Genomic DNA, 15,785 nt, shown 5'->3' with positions numbered 1-15,785 from the left:
TTTATATCTAGTTCTAGATTTATTATATAACTTATCACTTACTAATTGATTTTTATAGAATGTATTATAGTCAGTGTAAGTAAAATAATCATTAAATTAATGATGTAAAATTAACTTATTACTGGATTTAGCTTAATTTTAGTTGAACACTGTTGAGTAGTGAAACAAGGTGAAAGGCTTATTTGAAAAGGCTTTAGGCATAAAAAAACCTGCTAGAAGCAGGTCTTAGAATTTGGTGATTGGTGCCCGGACGCGGAATCGAAGATGTGGGTTGAAGCCTTGTGGTTACTGGATTTGAGAAATTTAGATGAAAAATGTACCCGTATTTGTATCCATTTACATTTAACTTAAAATAACTGTATAATAATACAGTTCTGCAACCCTTATTTTTATACTTTTCCTTATATAAAACAATTTCTATTTATAATATTGTCCCAAAACCGTGTTTTTTGTCCCATTTATGGTATACTTAATTTAAATAGATATATCCTTAGGTGATTTTTGTGAAAAAAAAGAATGTGTTAAATTTGATTAAATATCATGTTGAAAGAAATGAAAGTGCTTTTAGAGATGAAGCTATTGAAATTGCTAGATATTTTGATTCTATTGGCGATCATCAGTTAGCTGAATATATTATGGGATTTATTGCTGAATCAAATCTTTATATTCCTCAAGCAAGTGAGTTTGAGAGTGATTTTTTAAAATCAATAAATGTAAAGGTAGTGGATTCCCTAAATTTGCCAATTGAAATCACTGATAATATTAAAGGAGTGATTAATGCTGTTAATCACAAAATTGGGATAACCAAATTTTTATTTGAAGGGTTTCCTGGTACAGGTAAAACTGAAGCAGCAAAACATGTTGCGAGACTACTCAAACGTTCGCTGTTTTATGTGGATTTTGATAATTTAATTGATAGCAAGCTTGGTCAAACGAATAAAAACATAGCCCAAGTGTTTAGTGAAATTAATAAAATACCTTATCCAGAAAAAACAGTGATTTTATTTGATGAAATTGACGTTATAGCATTAGATAGGATTAATAGTAATGATGTTCGAGAAATGGGACGTGTAACATCAGCAATTTTGAGAGAGTTGGATAGATTAAATGATTTAAATAAAGACATTGTAATCATTGCTACCACAAACTTATATAAGAATTTTGATAAGGCTCTTTCTAGACGCTTTGATGCTATTATTAATTTTAATCAATACAGTAAAGAAGATTTAGTTGAAGTGGCTGAATTTTATTTTTCATCTTTCTCAAAAAATTTTAGAAACGTGTCTAAAGATGCTCGATTGCTGAAAAAAATTCTAAATACATCAAATCAATTACCATATCCTGGTGAATTAAAAAATATTATCAAGACTTCTTTAGCGTTTAGTGATGTAAATAATGGTTATGATTATCTGAGAAGATTATACAACAATATAATAGGAAATCTTGATCAAACTAGTTTAGAACAATTACACATTTTAGGTTTTACTGTAAGAGAGATAGAAAAACTTAAAGGTGAACCTAAAAGCACAATAGCTAGAAAATTGAATGAAGGAAATAAGTAATGGCAAATAATGTTTTAGAATTAAAAGGAAATCGATTTGTTCAAGCGTCTAAACAATTTAAACCAAAAGTTATTCCTAATATGAATGGTAACAATGGTGTTACTAGCGAACATGTGTATAAGTTGCAAACGAAAATGGAACAAATCAAAAATTTTTGGTTGAATGAACCTAAGCCATTTGACGGTATTCTAATTTGTGTTTGTTATAATAAGATTGTGGCAAAAAGTAATAGAATCGGAGGATTGTTTAGAGGGAAGGATTCGAACTATGCAATAGTGGGAGCTAAGTTTAACAAAGATAGAACTAAACATATTATTACTTATTTTTTAGATATTAATGATTTAAATAAAAGTATTGTTTTACTTGATAAAACAAAAATTGTTTTAGATAAAGCCTTTTCAGGAAAAATAGATCAAGTTACTTTCAAGGATCATGAAAGTATAAATAGTGTTCATTTTAAAGAATTTGGTATAAGTAAATCCTCATTTAAGCAAGTTATAGCTGATATTTCTTATATTGATGATTTTGAGGTAGAGAACCCGTCAGGAGAATCAGTGCAAAGTATTATTACTTTGTATGATATAAGAATGGATACAAAAAGATTATTAAAAAAACTAGGTATCGATATTTTATCCAGTCGGATTTTAGATAATCAAACGATTTTTTTGGATAAGAATCAATCGGAGATCTTATTTACTAAAGCTCCTTATCTTATTTCAATGGCTACAGCAGATTTATCCCAGCTATCGCCAGAAGATTTCATTCAACAACATAAACAAAATTTGCAACATATTCCAGAACCCACAATAGAACCTACTATTGGTGTAATTGACACATTATTTGATGAGGGAGTTTATTTTAGTGATTGGGTCGAATACCATGAAATGGTTGATGAAAATATTCCTAAAGCACCTAATGATTATAGGCATGGTACTGCAATATCATCTATTATTGTAGACGGACCAAGGCTTAATCCCTGGTTAGATGATGGCTGTGGAAGGTTTAAAGTACGTCACTTTGGTGTAGCAGTTGGTTCACAGTTTTCTTCTTTTACTATTATAAAGCAAATCAAAGAAATAATAGCAAAAAATAAAGATATTAAAGTTTGGAATATTTCACTAGGTAGTGATCAAGAAGTTAATGATAATTTTATATCTGCTGAAGCTTCTGTATTAGACCAAATTCAATATGAAAATGATGTCATTTTTGTTATTGCGGGAACAAATAAAACAAACGAAAATATTAATAGAATTGGTTCTCCTGCCGATTCAATTAATAGTATGGTTGTAAATGCAGTATCAAAAAATGGATTATCAACAAAATACTCTAGAAAAGGAATTGTTTTATCATTTTTTGCGAAGCCTGATATAAGTTACTATGGTGGAAGCAGTGAACAATATATTCATGTATGTGAGCCTTTAGGAGAAGCTAAAGTTGCGGGAACATCATTTGCAGCTCCTTGGATTGCTCGAAAACTTTCATATCTAATTGATATATTGGAGCTTAGCCGTGAAGTGGCTAAGGCTCTTATTATTGATGCTGCAAGAGGATGGAATAACGAACCAACTTCCAGTGAAATTGCATTATATGGGCATGGTATAGTGCCAATTAAAATTGACGATATTGTCAAAACAAAAGAAGATGAGATTAAATTTTTAGTTTCAGATATCAGTGAAAAATGGAACACTTATAATTATAATTTTCCAACACCAATGAATAAAGATGATAAATATCCTTACATAGCCAAAGCAACAATGTGCTACTTTCCTAAATGCGATAGAACTCAAGGAGTGGATTATACAAATACTGAGTTAAATTTACATTTTGGAAGAATCCAAAATGATGGAAAAATTTCTAATATTAATGGGGATAAACAAAACCAGAATATAGATACTGAAAGAAACTATTTATTAGAGTCTGATGCTCGAAGTAATTTCCGAAAATGGGATAATGTTAAATATATAGCTGAAATAGTTAAAAAAAATAATAGACCTAAAATATCATACGAAAATAAAAATTGGGGTATGGAAATTAAAACAAATAATCGTTTAGATCCCAAAGATGGAGAAGGTGTTCGTTTTGGAGTTGTTGTTACATTAAAAGAAATTAATGGCGTAAATAGAATTGATGAGTTTATTAGAAGCTGCCATTTAAGTGGTTGGTTAGTAAATGCAATTGATGTTAATGCCAAAGTTAATATTTATCAAAATATGAATGAAGATATTGAATTTGAGTAAATTTTTTATCTGTTAGCTCAAACTTAATCTGACAAAAACTTATTACTCATCGGACACACATTTTGTTAAAATGAAAGCCGATGAGTAAAATAAATTCTCCAATTGCTTTTCCTTAACCAATCCTTTTGCTCCGTTCCAGGTTTGCCATGGTGTCTTTCCATAACAATATTTTCCAGAGTGTGCTCTTTCTCGATTGTAAAGATCAAACCATTGTTCAATATCGTTTTGTATTTCACATAATTGCGTGTAAATCTTACGTCGAAATAAAATATCAAAACATTCTGTTTTCATCGTCTTGTGAAATAGTTCACAAAATTTATACATAACAAGATAAAAGTAGTACCAAAAACAAAAATTTAAATCACTAATGAATTCCCCTTATAAAGCTTTAAATAAGCTTTATAAGGGGAATAACTAATCATTCAGTACATTTTGAAATAGTAGAAATACAATACTCTTCAGGAACACTTTTACCATCGTAATCGGAACTAAAACTTTCACCGGTATAATAGATGTAATTACTGGAATAAAATGTGCCACTTTGTTCAAGTGCAATATCATGGCCATATCGTTCGTAATCAAAGTAATTAGTTAAGTTACCGAGTTCTTTTAAACTATAACAACCACTTTCAGCAATCCAGTAGAAACCTAAATCATATTCATTGCTGATGTTATATAGACATTGAAAACAATCTAAGTTATCCGTTAGATTAATTAAGTCTGTAATTGAATTAATATTTACGCCAATGTCAATGGCTGCTTCATAGATTTCCATTTCATCATGATTCAATTCATCAAGTTTACAGGCTAAATAATTTAGTTCATTAAGATTGCTATTTTCAGAGATATAATTTGTTATGCCATATACAGACGATTTGTAACCACTTAAAAAGAACTCTTTGTAATTAACACTATCAATGCCAATTTGTTTAAAGCATTGTTTTACTTTTTCTGGTGTTGTTGGTAGCTCTAGCCATTCGCCGATCAATTTTCCTTCGTTATATTTTTCTAAATTGGTGATAAATACTGAGATCATACCAGAACCCACCGTAGTGGATTTTAGGCATGATGATACACTAGGTAATGTTTGCATAAACAATTCCTTAATTTTTTGATATTAATTGATATTGAGAAATGAATTAAATAGTAGGGTATTTTTTAATTTGTTTTGAACTCATAAGGCATAATAAACTCAGTGCGGATTGAATCTAAGTAATCAGCCCACCATTGAACCATTTTAGTTCGTTCGATAATGTGTTGTGCTTTATGGATATAAGCGGCTCTAACGCCATTACGTTCTTGATGACTCATCTGGCGTTCAACTGCATCTCGTGACCATAGATTAGATTCAACTAATGCACTACAAGCCATAGTTCTAAAACCATGTCCACAAAGTTCTGTCTTGGTGTCATAACCCATTGTTCGAAGTGCTTTATTAACCGTATTTTCGCTCATTGGTTTTCTTGCAGAATGATCACCAATAAATACCAGTTCATACATTCCACTAATTTCATGTATTTGTTTTAAAACATCAATTGCTTGATCGCTTAGCGGAACTAAATGAGGCGTTTTCATTTTTGAACCTCGGTGAGAATGAGGTACACCATCAATTTCCTCCCTTTCAGCTGGAATAGTCCAAATCTTTTTATCGAAATCAATTTCTGACCAACGAGCAAATCGTAGTTCACTAGAACGAATAAATATAAGTAGAGAAAGTTTAATTGCTAATTTGGTTAACTCTCGTCCTTTAAAATTATCAATGCGTTCTAAAAGTTCAGGTATTTGTTCGAGTTCAAGTGCAGGGCGATGATTTACTTTTACTTTACTCACTACCCCTTTTAAATCTTGAGCAGGGTTATAAGAAATATAACCATTTTGTACTGCATAGCGCATTATTGCTGAAGTACGTTGTTGTAATCGGTTAGCGACTTCAAAACGCCCCTGCTCTTCAATAGCTTTAATTGGAACAATTAACTGACGAGTAGTTAATGCTGAAATAGAATAAGCTCCAATTTTAGGGAATAAATACAATTCTAATGTTCGTAGTACTTTTGCTCTATGTGGCTTAGACCAAGTTTTATTATTGGTACACCATTTACGAGCAATTTGTTCAAAAGTAACTTGTATTTCATCTTCAAACTGTTTTGCTTTCTTTTCTACCTGTGGGTCAATATTTCTAGCTAGTAATGATTTGGCTTCGTCTCGTAGCCTTCTAGCTTCGCTTAATAAAACATTAGGATATTGGCCTATAGACATTAATTTTTCTTTAGCATTAAAATAATAGCGAAAACGCCAATATTTAGAACCGTTGGAGTGAACAAGCAAAAATAAACCATCACCATCAGAAAGTTTATATTGCTTATCGTGAGGTTTGGCTGATTTTATTTTTAAATCAGTTAAGGACATAACGAAATTCCTCAATTATAGAAATTTAGACATAAAAAAAGCCGCATAGTCAAATATGCGGCTTTGGTTAATAGGACATTTAACTGTTAATTAGCTTTGGTCTTTATCCATGCTTCAACCTCTTTCAGACGCCAACGCGAGGATCTTCCTAGTTTAATAGGAGGTGGAAATTTATTTTGTTTTATCAAGGCATAAAACCATTTATCTGTCATGCCTGTGAGTGTGGTGATATATTTCATATCAATTAGGTAATCTGGATGTGTTTGTGCATCCAAAGGGGATAAGAATGTTGACATTGTTGTACCTCTATTGAGTGATGTGGGTTAATTACATTCAATAGATAGGTAACAACAATATTTTTTTACTACTTTGGAGCATAAATTGCTTGTTTTTACAAAACAGTTTATAAGCATACTAATTGATTAATTTGCAACCATATTTATAAAACTCATAATAGGTTGATTATAAATTTGATCAACATAGTTACTTTTATAAGCATTTTGAAAGCAAGATGATGACATACTTGAGTCAGATTTTACGGACGGATATCCATCGGCTTTAAACTCTAATTCACAACCCATTAATGATGGCTTTCTTTCACCTATTAGAACCCATTTTATCTTTTGTTGATAACTTTCAGTTTTTATATCTTTTGAGCGTTTTTCAAATTGATTGATTTTGTTAGTTATATTTTGATTATATGGATCAATTATTTTTTCTACAATACCTCTGACTATGCCATTTTCTACTCCCTCCAAATAGGCTAAAATTTCCTGATAATTTTTAACAGATAATGTCGTCTTTTTACCATCCTTAGTATTTAAGGTTATATTCTTGGCTGAATTACCTTGAAGAAGATATTCGAAAACCAATCTAGAATAATCATTATACAGATGAACTGATATAGAACCATTATATCTATAAAGCGTAACTAATTTCGGATCTTCTCTTTTATAAAGATCTAAATTATGCTTGCTCAATATTTTTTTGATAGAAGTTAAATCTTCTTTAATTTGTTTTATTCTTTTAGCAAGCTCTTTATTACTAAAGTCACTGTTACTGGTTGGCGCATAATGAAAATAATCAAAATCAAAAAAAGGATCACAACTTAGAAGTCCCCTAGTTTGATCATCATTATAGCCATAGATACCAGTGGCCACATAATCACTTACTTCCATTTTTATTGTTGCTTTATTTGATAAAAGATATTTCCTATTTTCCTGATAGCGAGCTAAAGCATTGCTTTTTTCTATTTCAAGAAGTGCTTTCTTCAACTCATCATAAATAACCAGTTTAGCTTTCGCTTCAATGTAGCTTCTAGCTTTTGCATCAATGTGATTTTTATACACCGTATAATGGGGATATTTGACATTCTTATTCTTATTTCGTTCTTCCTCTTCTTTAAATTTTGCATAATCATCTAATGTAATATTGATATTTTTATCTACAAGCATAGTTTTTAAATTTCCAGCTATACCAGAAAATGTTAGGTTTAAAAATTGATTTGGACGATCCTTTTTAAATTCACAAGTATATTCAACAATATTTCGATCTCGTTCATCTTTATATGAATCCCATTTCGTTTTATTACAGATATTTCGGTTATCAAGCGCATTACCGACAGTAAGAGTTGAGTCGACATTGTCATACACATAATCTTTAACTTGCTTAACCTGTGATGAGTCTCCGCATGCAGTAAGAATCAGTACTGATAAAACAATTGTTATTTTTTTCATTGTTATTCCTTATAAAAAAAAGAATTAATTAGCTTTACTTAAATTGTATTTTTGTGTGGTAACCAAAACTTAACTTGAAACATACTAGCTATTGTTTTAATTAATTTTATATTTTCATCAATTATTTAAATGAAGTCATATCGTTTAAACAGATCAATAAGATCTTATTGATCGTTAAAAACGATCAATACATCTTAAGTAAATTTTCAAAAATTACCCATTCACTTGTTCAGCAAAGGAAAAATACGATTGTTGACCAATCACAATATGATCTAATACGCGGATATTAACGATATCTAGTATTTCTGTTAATTTTTGATTGATATTGCGATCTGCACTACTAGGTTGTGCCTCACCTGATGGATGATTATGGGCAAAAATAATGGCTGCTGCGTTATGTTTAAGCGCTTGCTTAATTATTTCTCTGGGATGGATTTCCACAGAGTTAATTGTACCCATAAAAAGTGTTTCTACTTTAATTAACTGATGTTGATTATTTAGGTACATAGCAACAAAATGCTCTCTTTCTTTTTGTTCTAATTTTAGTCTAAGGTAGTCAATGACTTGATTAGGTTTTGTGAATTGGTTATTTTCTATTTTCATCTGCTTTTCGAGCAATTTTAACGCTATTGTCACAATGCGCTTTGTTGAATAGGAATTTTTCATTTTTTCTCCTGTTAAGACTGAGCAAAGCATAATGTCTTTCATGTAAAAACTGAAATTAATGAGATAAATTTATAAATAGGTGAATTTTTAGATAATTGAATTATTAGTATTATTCAGCTAATAGATTTGATTAAATTGTTTTTTAGCAAATTGGCCAATGCGATAAGTAATAATGCGATCAACAACAGCTCCCATCACACCACCAAAAATCGGGATCACTTTAATTAACTTTAAGCTATGCTTTGCACTTATAATACTAATAAGCTGTTTAATGACCGATAGACTTATTTTACGAATTACTTCATTTGGCTGTTTCATCAATGTAGCTAAACAAAACTGCTGTAATTTTAACTTGCTTGTCATCACACATAATGATAAGAAAATTAAGATTTTAATTCTTTCATCATACACATCATGACCTTGCAAGATAGCAATGGTTGTAACGAGCCTCAATTGAATAAACAAGACACTTAAGGCGTTTGTTGGCAAAGTTATAGGTAAACTTGCAATTCCGCCTAACCCTGTGATAAAACCTGTAGCTGTTGCTTTGTCTGTTTCATGTTTGATTAGTTTATCAAGATTATCTGAATGTAAAGGGAAATTGGCTTTATGTTGCTCGGCTAATGTATAAGCAGAGGAAAAACCATAACCACCTGTCAAACAAAGCTGATAGAGTTTATCAAGTAGTAAAGGTAATTTATCTGACATATCATGCTTCCTTATTTGTCGACTTAAATAAAGAATGAAAATGATTGTAAGAAGGCTCTAATAAATAAATTAAGGTGTTTCGTAATATTTGATGATTTAACATGGTACACTCCTTATAAAAATGTTAATTGAACGGACATATTGGTATGTTCAACTAATGATATTTATTTAAAATTATTTATAATAAGAGTGTAGTTAATATATTGGAGAAATATGAAGCAAACAGGATAAATGAGTTTGCTTCATGAATAAGATTAGAGGAGGAGTTCAATATTTTGTGTCATTTAGGTAAACTGTGTAGCAAAAGAGGAAATGACACAGAATTATGAACAGGAGCCTCATTTATTACTAATACTTCTTGTTTTTTTCATAACGAGCTAAGCTTTTCTTAGCTTTTGCTTTTTGCTCATCTGTTGCTTTATCTGAATTTAAAATGGAGTTAGCAGAACTTACAATAATTGCGGGAAGTACTTTTGTCACTGTAAAGTCTCCTACTTGGTAAAGTTTTTTACCCAACCATTTAACTCTACTCATAATAGTCATCTTTATACTCCGAACACTCTGGACATGGAAATGTAAAATTAACATCCCCACCACATACAGGGCAATTTTCGGGATGGGGTTCACCGCCATATTCTAATGAACAAGGGATGACTCCCGTACCATTGCATTCGCCACAATCAGATTTAGCCATTTTATTTATCTCCTTAAATTATTATTGAATTAAAATACATCATTATTATTAGAAATATATTGTGCACTGTCATATCGTTTATAACGATCAGTTAAGATCTAATTGATCGTTATAAACGATCAATTAATTTGGTTGAGAGTATGCATGCTGTTAATATACAAAGCATGAAGAGGATCATGTTTCTTCCACGAAAGTTGTGCTAACTCAGATAAAGCATTCTTAGTTAGTTTTTTTTCAACATTAATACCATATCCATCAGTTTCATTCTTCCAAAGATTGGTAACGGAATTCATAATAACGTTATAATTTGCATATTGTTCTGAGCTAAAGTACAACATGGTTGGAAAATAAAAGCCGTATTGTTTATTAAAAGCCATTACCCAAACAATGCTAAGAATATGATTGGAAAGTAATGTTAAATCAGACAAGTTCAACATATCCATATACGCATCTATTCCATATTGTCTTTGATAGGCATCGTCATGATAGGCAAAATCCATTCTGACTGGATATAACTTCCCATAACTTGTAAGTAACGATCTATGATGAGCTCTTAGCTTATTTAGTATTAGGTCATAGTAGTTGTCCATTTTTTATTCCTTTATATGAATTGGATCTATATCAATTAGCCTGTCTTGTTGACTGATTTGTATAAACGTATTTTTTTAAGATTCATAGTGATTTTCCAAAATGAAGGAAATGTTTTTTTGGGGTTACTAAATAGGGGAAGAAATTAAAAATTTATTCAGACCAAGTGTTCTAGGTTTTCCTCGATGACTTGGAGGTGGGACTTCACTTAAAAATAGACAATCGCTATAACACTTTTTAAAAAATGATTTTTGTTCTGTTTTAGCTAAATAACTAAGCATATAACAAACCGAATGAAACGCTTCATCATCGTGATGATTTATCATCCTTAGCCCATTAATACGATAATTATTCCGCTGGCAATCATACAAATAACCTTTAGTCAGTTCATACCATGCACGTTCCAGTGCAACGTAAATAGGATAGTATTTTTGTCTTTTTTGACCATTTACATAAAAAACAGAATGAAAATGGATATGTTCATTCTGATTAAATTCCATAACAACAGCATACCCTACAATATCAAGTTCAAGTTGCATAGCTTGATAGAGGAAGTACATTATTTCTTTTTTGGTTGTTTCAATATCAGTATTGAACTCATCATCCTTAGCATAATGAATGTCGATTCGGATTGGTAAAATTTTTGAGTATCTATCTTGTAGCTTATTTAGGTGTGTAATTAGTTTCTGATTGAGCTGTTTATTAATAGTAAAGTTTTTATTTTGCATGTAGTTGCCCTTATCAAATTAGAGTTATTTGATAAGGAGCAAGATTATTTTTTTACTGTTTTAGTAACTGATGGTTTACTCAGATAGGGTACTACTGACTTCTATATAATAATATTAATTAACCTTAATTCAGTATATATTCAATTTTTCGTTGTTAATACAAGTAAGTAAGTCTAAAATTTGCTTCAAAAATACTTCATTATATATTCATTTTTACTTCTTTTTTACTTCTTTTTTACTTCATTAATTTAGGTGGATAGAAAATGGAAAAAACAATTATAACTAGAGACCATGAAGGTAAATTAATTGTACATACGAAGAATTTTTACACTTGTTTTATTATTTATGATTATTTAATAAATAAAGTAAATGATTTTTATATTGTTCTTAATGGACAGAAAATAAAAAGCATGTTACCTATTAATTTTTGTAAATTAATTAATGAAAATCTCTATTTAAAGGTTATAAAGGAATCAGATGAAAAAAAAATAATATTATTTAAACAGTATATTGAGAATAAATTAAAAGAATTACAGCAATATTACGAAAAATATCATTTCAACAAAATTGATTTTTCATGGTTAAAAAATAATAAAATGGCATGTATGGACCTTTGGTATAAATTACGTACAATATATCAAAATCATATAATATTACCTGCATTTACTGATAATCCTACTAATCAAGATGGGAAATCGATCGATTGGTTACCTAAACATAAGAGGTATATTACACAGTACAGAAAGTATATTGATATTGTCATCTGCTATTTTTTTGAAAATCAAATCCAAAATCCAACCTCTCACAAAGAAAGGTTGGATTCTATTCAACTGATGTTTAATTATCTTGCATATCATGAGACAACTCGCATAAGAATAGATACATTTTATAAATGTTATGCTTTCGATTTAACAAATATCAATCTAGAGTATTTCTATCCAAATGATTTAATTGAATGTTATAAAAAAGATTGGATAAAGATATATAATTCAAAAAATACTCTAAATTGGATAAATAAATCTAATGAGGAGCAATGTCGTTGGATATGGGAATTTTTGCAAAAAGAACACTCAATTACAATCCTTCAGCATAAAAAGAATTATAGACTTAATCAAAATTTTTGTTTTAATTTTTTTGAATTTACTAATAATGAAGAACGCTATTTAGCTATTTTTACTGCTATATATACAGCTCCAAAAGATGGAATAACAGACAAATTACTCAAAACAATGAAAAAACTATGGTTGCAAAAAGAGAGAAGATCTTCAAATAGAGCAAAAAATAACAAAATTTTAAAAAAACAATGTAAGCGTATTACGAAAGATACAGCAGAAAACAATGAAAATGATTTAAATAAAATAGTATAGATTTAAACTTATCTAATAATAGTAATTAGGCAAGCAATTCTCTATAACCCTTGCAAACAAAGGCTTTAAAGCCATTTTATGGATACACGCCATTATCGAACCAAATGTATCCGGGTTTGTATCCGATTTTCCACTTGATTTGGGGTAATTTCAGTTGAATTCGGTTGAGTAGTGAAACAAGGTGAAAGGCTTATTTGAAAAGGCTTTAGATATAAAAAAACCTGCTAGAAGCAGGTCTTAGAATTTGGTGATTGGTGCCCGGACGCGGAATCGAACCACGGACACGGGGATTTTCAATCCCCTGCTCTACCGACTGAGCTATCCGGGCAACAATGGATGCACATTAAACACGATTCGTGATTATCAGTCAATCCCTTTTGTAATATTTTTTTTAAAATATATATTGTTTGGTTGAAAAATAGCTAATCATCTTCATATTAAAAGATAATTTTTAATAATATGTTTTTATCCTTATAGGAATTATATATGCGATTTGTTGGCTTTATTATCTTCTTTATTTATGTTTATTTTGAACTCACCTTTTTCATAGCTGTTGCCAATTCTATTGGTATTTTTCTTGCTTTAATTTGTATTATTGCAACATCTATTCTTGGTTTCTCGTTAGTTAAAACTCAGGGTTTGAAAAACCTTAGTATTATGCAACAAAAAATAGCTAATAATCAAAGCTATAAAAATGAAGTAATTAGAAGTGTAGCTTTGCTTTTTGCCGGTTTTTTCTTGCTTATTCCAGGGTTTTTAACTGATATTTTAGGTGCAATCTTATTAATACCCCATGTACAAGATCATATCGTGGAATTTATTGTTCGAAAAATACCAATAAGATCAAAATTTTCTTCATCACAAATGCACTATCAAGAGGGTGATATTATTGAAGGTGAATTCAAACAGAAGAATGATGAATAAATAATCAGTTGGACTTTTTTTTAAATTTGTTCTCTTGAAGAATTTAAAATAATCCCCATATATTGTGCACTACATTGAAAAATCATAATTCTATGATTTCTGTTAATAATTATCTTAATTAAAAAATTAGTGCTAGGAGATAACTAATGAAAATTCGTCCATTGCATGATCGTGTGATCATTAAACGTAAAGAAGTAGAATCAAAATCAGCTGGTGGTATTGTTTTAACTGGTTCGGCAGCAGGTAAATCAACTCGCGGAGAAGTTTTAGCTGTTGGTAATGGTCGCATTTTAGAAAATGGTCAAGTACAGCCGCTAGATGTTAAAGTGGGAGATATCGTAATTTTTAATGAAGGATACGGCGTTAAAACAGAGAAAATCGATAATGAAGAAGTGCTTATCTTATCTGAAAGCGATATTTTAGCGATTGTACAAGCATAACTGACAACTAATTTAATTTATATACAGAATTTAGGAGAAATACGAAGATGGCAGCTAAAGATGTGAAATTTGGTAATGACGCTCGCGCCAAAATGCTTAAAGGCGTTAATGTATTAGCCGATGCAGTTAAAGTAACATTAGGTCCAAAAGGACGTAATGTAGTATTAGATAAATCTTTTGGCGCACCAACCATTACTAAAGATGGTGTTTCTGTTGCTCGTGAAATCGAATTAGAAGATAAATTCGAAAATATGGGTGCGCAAATGGTTAAAGAGGTCGCATCTAAAGCAAATGATGCAGCAGGTGATGGTACAACTACTGCAACTGTTCTTGCTCAAGCGATTGTTAATGAAGGTTTAAAAGCTGTTGCTGCTGGTATGAATCCAATGGATTTAAAACGTGGTATTGATAAAGCAGTTGTTGCAGCTGTTGAAGAGCTTAAAAAATTATCTGCACCATGCGCTGATTCTAAAGCCATTGCTCAAGTAGGTACAATTTCAGCTAACTCTGATGAAACTGTTGGTACTTTAATTGCTCAGGCAATGGAAAAAGTAGGTAAAGAAGGTGTTATTACAGTTGAAGATGGCACTGGTTTACAAGATGAGCTTGATGTTGTTGAGGGTATGCAGTTTGATCGTGGTTACCTATCACCATACTTTATCAATAAACCTGAAACTGCAACTGTTGAATTAGATAGCCCATATATTTTATTAGCCGATAAAAAAATCTCTAACATCCGCGAATTATTACCAGTGCTTGAAGCTGTAGCTAAAGCAGGTAAATCTTTATTGATTATCGCAGAAGATGTTGAAGGCGAAGCACTTGCAACATTAGTTGTGAATACTATGCGTGGCATTGTTAAAGTTGCAGCTGTTAAAGCTCCTGGCTTTGGTGATCGTCGTAAAGCAATGTTACAAGATATTGCAATCTTAACTGCGGGTACTGTAATTTCAGAAGAAATTGGTTTAGAACTTGAAAAAACAACTCTTGAAGATTTAGGTCAAGCAAAACGTGTTGTAATCAATAAAGACAACACAACTATCATTGATGGTGTTGGTGAGGAGTCATTAATTAATGCTCGCGTTGAACAAATTCGTAAACAAATCGAAGAATCAACTTCTGACTATGATAAAGAGAAACTTCAAGAACGCGTTGCGAAACTTGCTGGCGGTGTTGCTGTAATTAAAGTTGGTGCGGCAACTGAAGTTGAAATGAAAGAGAAAAAAGCTCGTGTTGAAGACGCATTACATGCAACTCGTGCAGCTGTTGAAGAAGGTGTTGTAGCCGGTGGTGGTGTTGCTCTTGTTCGTGCCGCAACTACTATTTCAGAACTTAAGGGTGCAAATGAAGATCAAAACGTTGGTATCAAAGTTGCACTTCGTGCGATGGAAGCTCCATTACGTCAAATCGTTACTAACTGCGGTGAAGAAGCATCTGTTGTTGTTAATGCAGTTAAAGGTGGTAAAGGTAACTATGGTTACAATGCCGCAACTGAAGAATATGGCGATATGATTGCAATGGGTATTTTAGACCCAACTAAAGTAACTCGTAGTGCATTACAATATGCTGCATCTGTTGCTGGTCTTATGATTACAACTGAATGTATGGTAACTGATTTACCTAAAGATGATAAGGCTGACTTAGGTGCCGCTGGTGGTATGGGTGGCATGGGTGGTATGGGCGGAATGATGTAATTCTCTTCGTCAGTACGAAATAATCTTATCAATAC

At 31.1% G+C, this 15,785-nt stretch carries 17 protein-coding genes and 1 tRNA gene; 6 read left to right on the top strand and 12 right to left on the bottom strand.

Annotation, left to right across the window (positions count from 1 at the left end):
• Window positions 1–503 precede the first annotated feature (503 nt).
• Together ACGH6Q_RS04575 and ACGH6Q_RS04570 are read left to right on the top strand one after the other, a co-directional pair.
• On the top strand, window positions 504–1,562 hold the full coding sequence (locus ACGH6Q_RS04575) for an ATP-binding protein (RefSeq protein WP_034915564.1): 1,059 nt from the start codon (window positions 504–506) through the stop codon (window positions 1,560–1,562).
• Window positions 1,562–3,799 (top strand): S8 family peptidase, encoded by a 2,238-nt coding sequence (locus ACGH6Q_RS04570; RefSeq protein ID WP_160408630.1) that lies wholly within the window; start codon window positions 1,562–1,564, stop codon window positions 3,797–3,799. Before ACGH6Q_RS04575 ends, ACGH6Q_RS04570 begins: the two co-directional genes overlap by 1 nt.
• 42 nt (window positions 3,800–3,841) lie before the next feature.
• On the opposite strand, the gene ACGH6Q_RS04565 is transcribed toward ACGH6Q_RS04570, so the two are convergent.
• From ACGH6Q_RS04565 to ACGH6Q_RS04515, 11 genes are all read right to left on the bottom strand, one after another.
• A complete protein-coding gene (locus ACGH6Q_RS04565; protein ID WP_255471437.1) occupies window positions 3,842–4,123 on the bottom strand; it encodes an integrase core domain-containing protein in 282 nt (93 codons plus the stop codon).
• A 94-nt stretch (window positions 4,124–4,217) separates the two neighbouring features.
• Window positions 4,218–4,892 carry an antirestriction protein ArdA gene (locus ACGH6Q_RS04560; RefSeq protein WP_411592095.1) on the bottom strand — a complete coding sequence of 225 codons (675 nt, stop codon included), beginning with the start codon at window positions 4,890–4,892 and terminating at the stop codon, window positions 4,218–4,220.
• A 65-nt stretch (window positions 4,893–4,957) separates the two neighbouring features.
• Window positions 4,958–6,205 (bottom strand): tyrosine-type recombinase/integrase, encoded by a 1,248-nt coding sequence (locus tag ACGH6Q_RS04555; RefSeq protein WP_411592093.1) that lies wholly within the window; start codon window positions 6,203–6,205, stop codon window positions 4,958–4,960.
• Window positions 6,206–6,291: 86 nt separating this feature from the next.
• Window positions 6,292–6,501 carry a helix-turn-helix transcriptional regulator gene (locus tag ACGH6Q_RS04550; RefSeq protein WP_160408637.1) on the bottom strand — a complete coding sequence of 70 codons (210 nt, stop codon included), beginning with the start codon at window positions 6,499–6,501 and terminating at the stop codon, window positions 6,292–6,294.
• Between the two features lie 126 nt (window positions 6,502–6,627).
• Window positions 6,628–7,941 (bottom strand): hypothetical protein, encoded by a 1,314-nt coding sequence (locus tag ACGH6Q_RS04545; protein WP_411592090.1) that lies wholly within the window; start codon window positions 7,939–7,941, stop codon window positions 6,628–6,630.
• A gap of 213 nt (window positions 7,942–8,154) precedes the next feature.
• Entirely contained in the window at window positions 8,155–8,607 is a 453-nt protein-coding gene (gene radC, locus ACGH6Q_RS04540) for a RadC family protein (RefSeq protein WP_411592087.1), read from the bottom strand.
• Between the two features lie 117 nt (window positions 8,608–8,724).
• Window positions 8,725–9,315 carry an EcsC family protein gene (locus ACGH6Q_RS04535; RefSeq protein ID WP_075524134.1) on the bottom strand — a complete coding sequence of 197 codons (591 nt, stop codon included), beginning with the start codon at window positions 9,313–9,315 and terminating at the stop codon, window positions 8,725–8,727.
• Window positions 9,316–9,663: 348 nt separating this feature from the next.
• The gene (locus tag ACGH6Q_RS04530; RefSeq protein ID WP_411592085.1) at window positions 9,664–9,849 is read right to left on the bottom strand and encodes a hypothetical protein; all 186 of its coding nucleotides are present in this window, start codon (window positions 9,847–9,849) and stop codon (window positions 9,664–9,666) included.
• Entirely contained in the window at window positions 9,842–10,009 is a 168-nt protein-coding gene (locus ACGH6Q_RS04525; RefSeq protein WP_155266141.1) for a hypothetical protein, read from the bottom strand. The genes ACGH6Q_RS04530 and ACGH6Q_RS04525 overlap by 8 nt, the downstream gene beginning before the upstream one ends.
• 119 nt (window positions 10,010–10,128) lie before the next feature.
• Window positions 10,129–10,452: a hypothetical protein gene (locus tag ACGH6Q_RS04520; protein WP_143426343.1), complete on the bottom strand. Its 324-nt coding sequence runs from the start codon at window positions 10,450–10,452 to the stop codon at window positions 10,129–10,131.
• 273 nt (window positions 10,453–10,725) lie between these two features.
• Window positions 10,726–11,325: a hypothetical protein gene (locus ACGH6Q_RS04515; protein WP_411592083.1), complete on the bottom strand. Its 600-nt coding sequence runs from the start codon at window positions 11,323–11,325 to the stop codon at window positions 10,726–10,728.
• Between the two features lie 263 nt (window positions 11,326–11,588).
• Between ACGH6Q_RS04515 and ACGH6Q_RS04510 the strand changes: the two genes are divergently transcribed.
• Window positions 11,589–12,692: a hypothetical protein gene (locus ACGH6Q_RS04510; protein WP_411592082.1), complete on the top strand. Its 1,104-nt coding sequence runs from the start codon at window positions 11,589–11,591 to the stop codon at window positions 12,690–12,692.
• Window positions 12,693–12,944: 252 nt separating this feature from the next.
• Here the strand turns inward: ACGH6Q_RS04510 and ACGH6Q_RS04505 are convergent.
• A tRNA-Phe gene (locus ACGH6Q_RS04505) sits at window positions 12,945–13,020 on the bottom strand.
• A gap of 158 nt (window positions 13,021–13,178) precedes the next feature.
• Here ACGH6Q_RS04505 and ACGH6Q_RS04500 point away from each other — a divergent pair.
• The 3 genes from ACGH6Q_RS04500 to groL all read left to right on the top strand — a co-directional run bounded on the left by ACGH6Q_RS04500 (window position 13,179) and on the right by groL (window position 15,750).
• The gene (locus ACGH6Q_RS04500) at window positions 13,179–13,616 is read left to right on the top strand and encodes an FxsA family protein (protein ID WP_411592081.1); all 438 of its coding nucleotides are present in this window, start codon (window positions 13,179–13,181) and stop codon (window positions 13,614–13,616) included.
• A 146-nt stretch (window positions 13,617–13,762) separates the two neighbouring features.
• A complete protein-coding gene (locus ACGH6Q_RS04495) occupies window positions 13,763–14,056 on the top strand; it encodes a co-chaperone GroES (protein WP_034915350.1) in 294 nt (97 codons plus the stop codon).
• A gap of 47 nt (window positions 14,057–14,103) precedes the next feature.
• Entirely contained in the window at window positions 14,104–15,750 is a 1,647-nt protein-coding gene (gene groL, locus ACGH6Q_RS04490; RefSeq protein WP_174799282.1) for a chaperonin GroEL, read from the top strand.
• Window positions 15,751–15,785 lie beyond the last annotated feature (35 nt).

The sequence above is a fragment of the Gilliamella sp. BG2 genome, from assembly GCF_046635645.1.
Lineage (GTDB): Bacteria > Pseudomonadota > Gammaproteobacteria > Enterobacterales > Orbaceae > Gilliamella > Gilliamella bombi.
The sequence above is the reverse complement of the archived record's forward strand: the minus strand, read 5'-3'. Positions and strand labels throughout refer to the sequence as shown.

Excerpts from the sequence above, each read along its gene's own strand:
- ACGH6Q_RS04545 (WP_411592090.1), bottom strand. The coding sequence starts at position 7,941 with ATGAAAAAAATAACAATTGTTTTATCAGTACTGATTCTTACTGCATGC.
- ACGH6Q_RS04555 (WP_411592093.1), bottom strand. The coding sequence starts at position 6,205 with ATGTCCTTAACTGATTTAAAAATAAAATCAGCCAAACCTCACGATAAG.
- ACGH6Q_RS04530 (WP_411592085.1), bottom strand. The coding sequence starts at position 9,849 with ATGAGTAGAGTTAAATGGTTGGGTAAAAAACTTTACCAAGTAGGAGAC.
- ACGH6Q_RS04570 (WP_160408630.1), top strand. The coding sequence starts at position 1,562 with ATGGCAAATAATGTTTTAGAATTAAAAGGAAATCGATTTGTTCAAGCG.
- ACGH6Q_RS04550 (WP_160408637.1), bottom strand. The coding sequence starts at position 6,501 with ATGTCAACATTCTTATCCCCTTTGGATGCACAAACACATCCAGATTAC.
- groL (WP_174799282.1), top strand. The coding sequence starts at position 14,104 with ATGGCAGCTAAAGATGTGAAATTTGGTAATGACGCTCGCGCCAAAATG.
- ACGH6Q_RS04565 (WP_255471437.1), bottom strand. The coding sequence starts at position 4,123 with ATGTATAAATTTTGTGAACTATTTCACAAGACGATGAAAACAGAATGT.
- ACGH6Q_RS04515 (WP_411592083.1), bottom strand. The coding sequence starts at position 11,325 with ATGCAAAATAAAAACTTTACTATTAATAAACAGCTCAATCAGAAACTA.
- ACGH6Q_RS04500 (WP_411592081.1), top strand. The coding sequence starts at position 13,179 with ATGCGATTTGTTGGCTTTATTATCTTCTTTATTTATGTTTATTTTGAA.
- ACGH6Q_RS04560 (WP_411592095.1), bottom strand. The coding sequence starts at position 4,892 with ATGCAAACATTACCTAGTGTATCATCATGCCTAAAATCCACTACGGTG.
- ACGH6Q_RS04510 (WP_411592082.1), top strand. The coding sequence starts at position 11,589 with ATGGAAAAAACAATTATAACTAGAGACCATGAAGGTAAATTAATTGTA.
- ACGH6Q_RS04525 (WP_155266141.1), bottom strand. The coding sequence starts at position 10,009 with ATGGCTAAATCTGATTGTGGCGAATGCAATGGTACGGGAGTCATCCCT.
- ACGH6Q_RS04535 (WP_075524134.1), bottom strand. The coding sequence starts at position 9,315 with ATGTCAGATAAATTACCTTTACTACTTGATAAACTCTATCAGCTTTGT.
- ACGH6Q_RS04520 (WP_143426343.1), bottom strand. The coding sequence starts at position 10,452 with ATGGATATGTTGAACTTGTCTGATTTAACATTACTTTCCAATCATATT.
- ACGH6Q_RS04495 (WP_034915350.1), top strand. The coding sequence starts at position 13,763 with ATGAAAATTCGTCCATTGCATGATCGTGTGATCATTAAACGTAAAGAA.
- radC (WP_411592087.1), bottom strand. The coding sequence starts at position 8,607 with ATGAAAAATTCCTATTCAACAAAGCGCATTGTGACAATAGCGTTAAAA.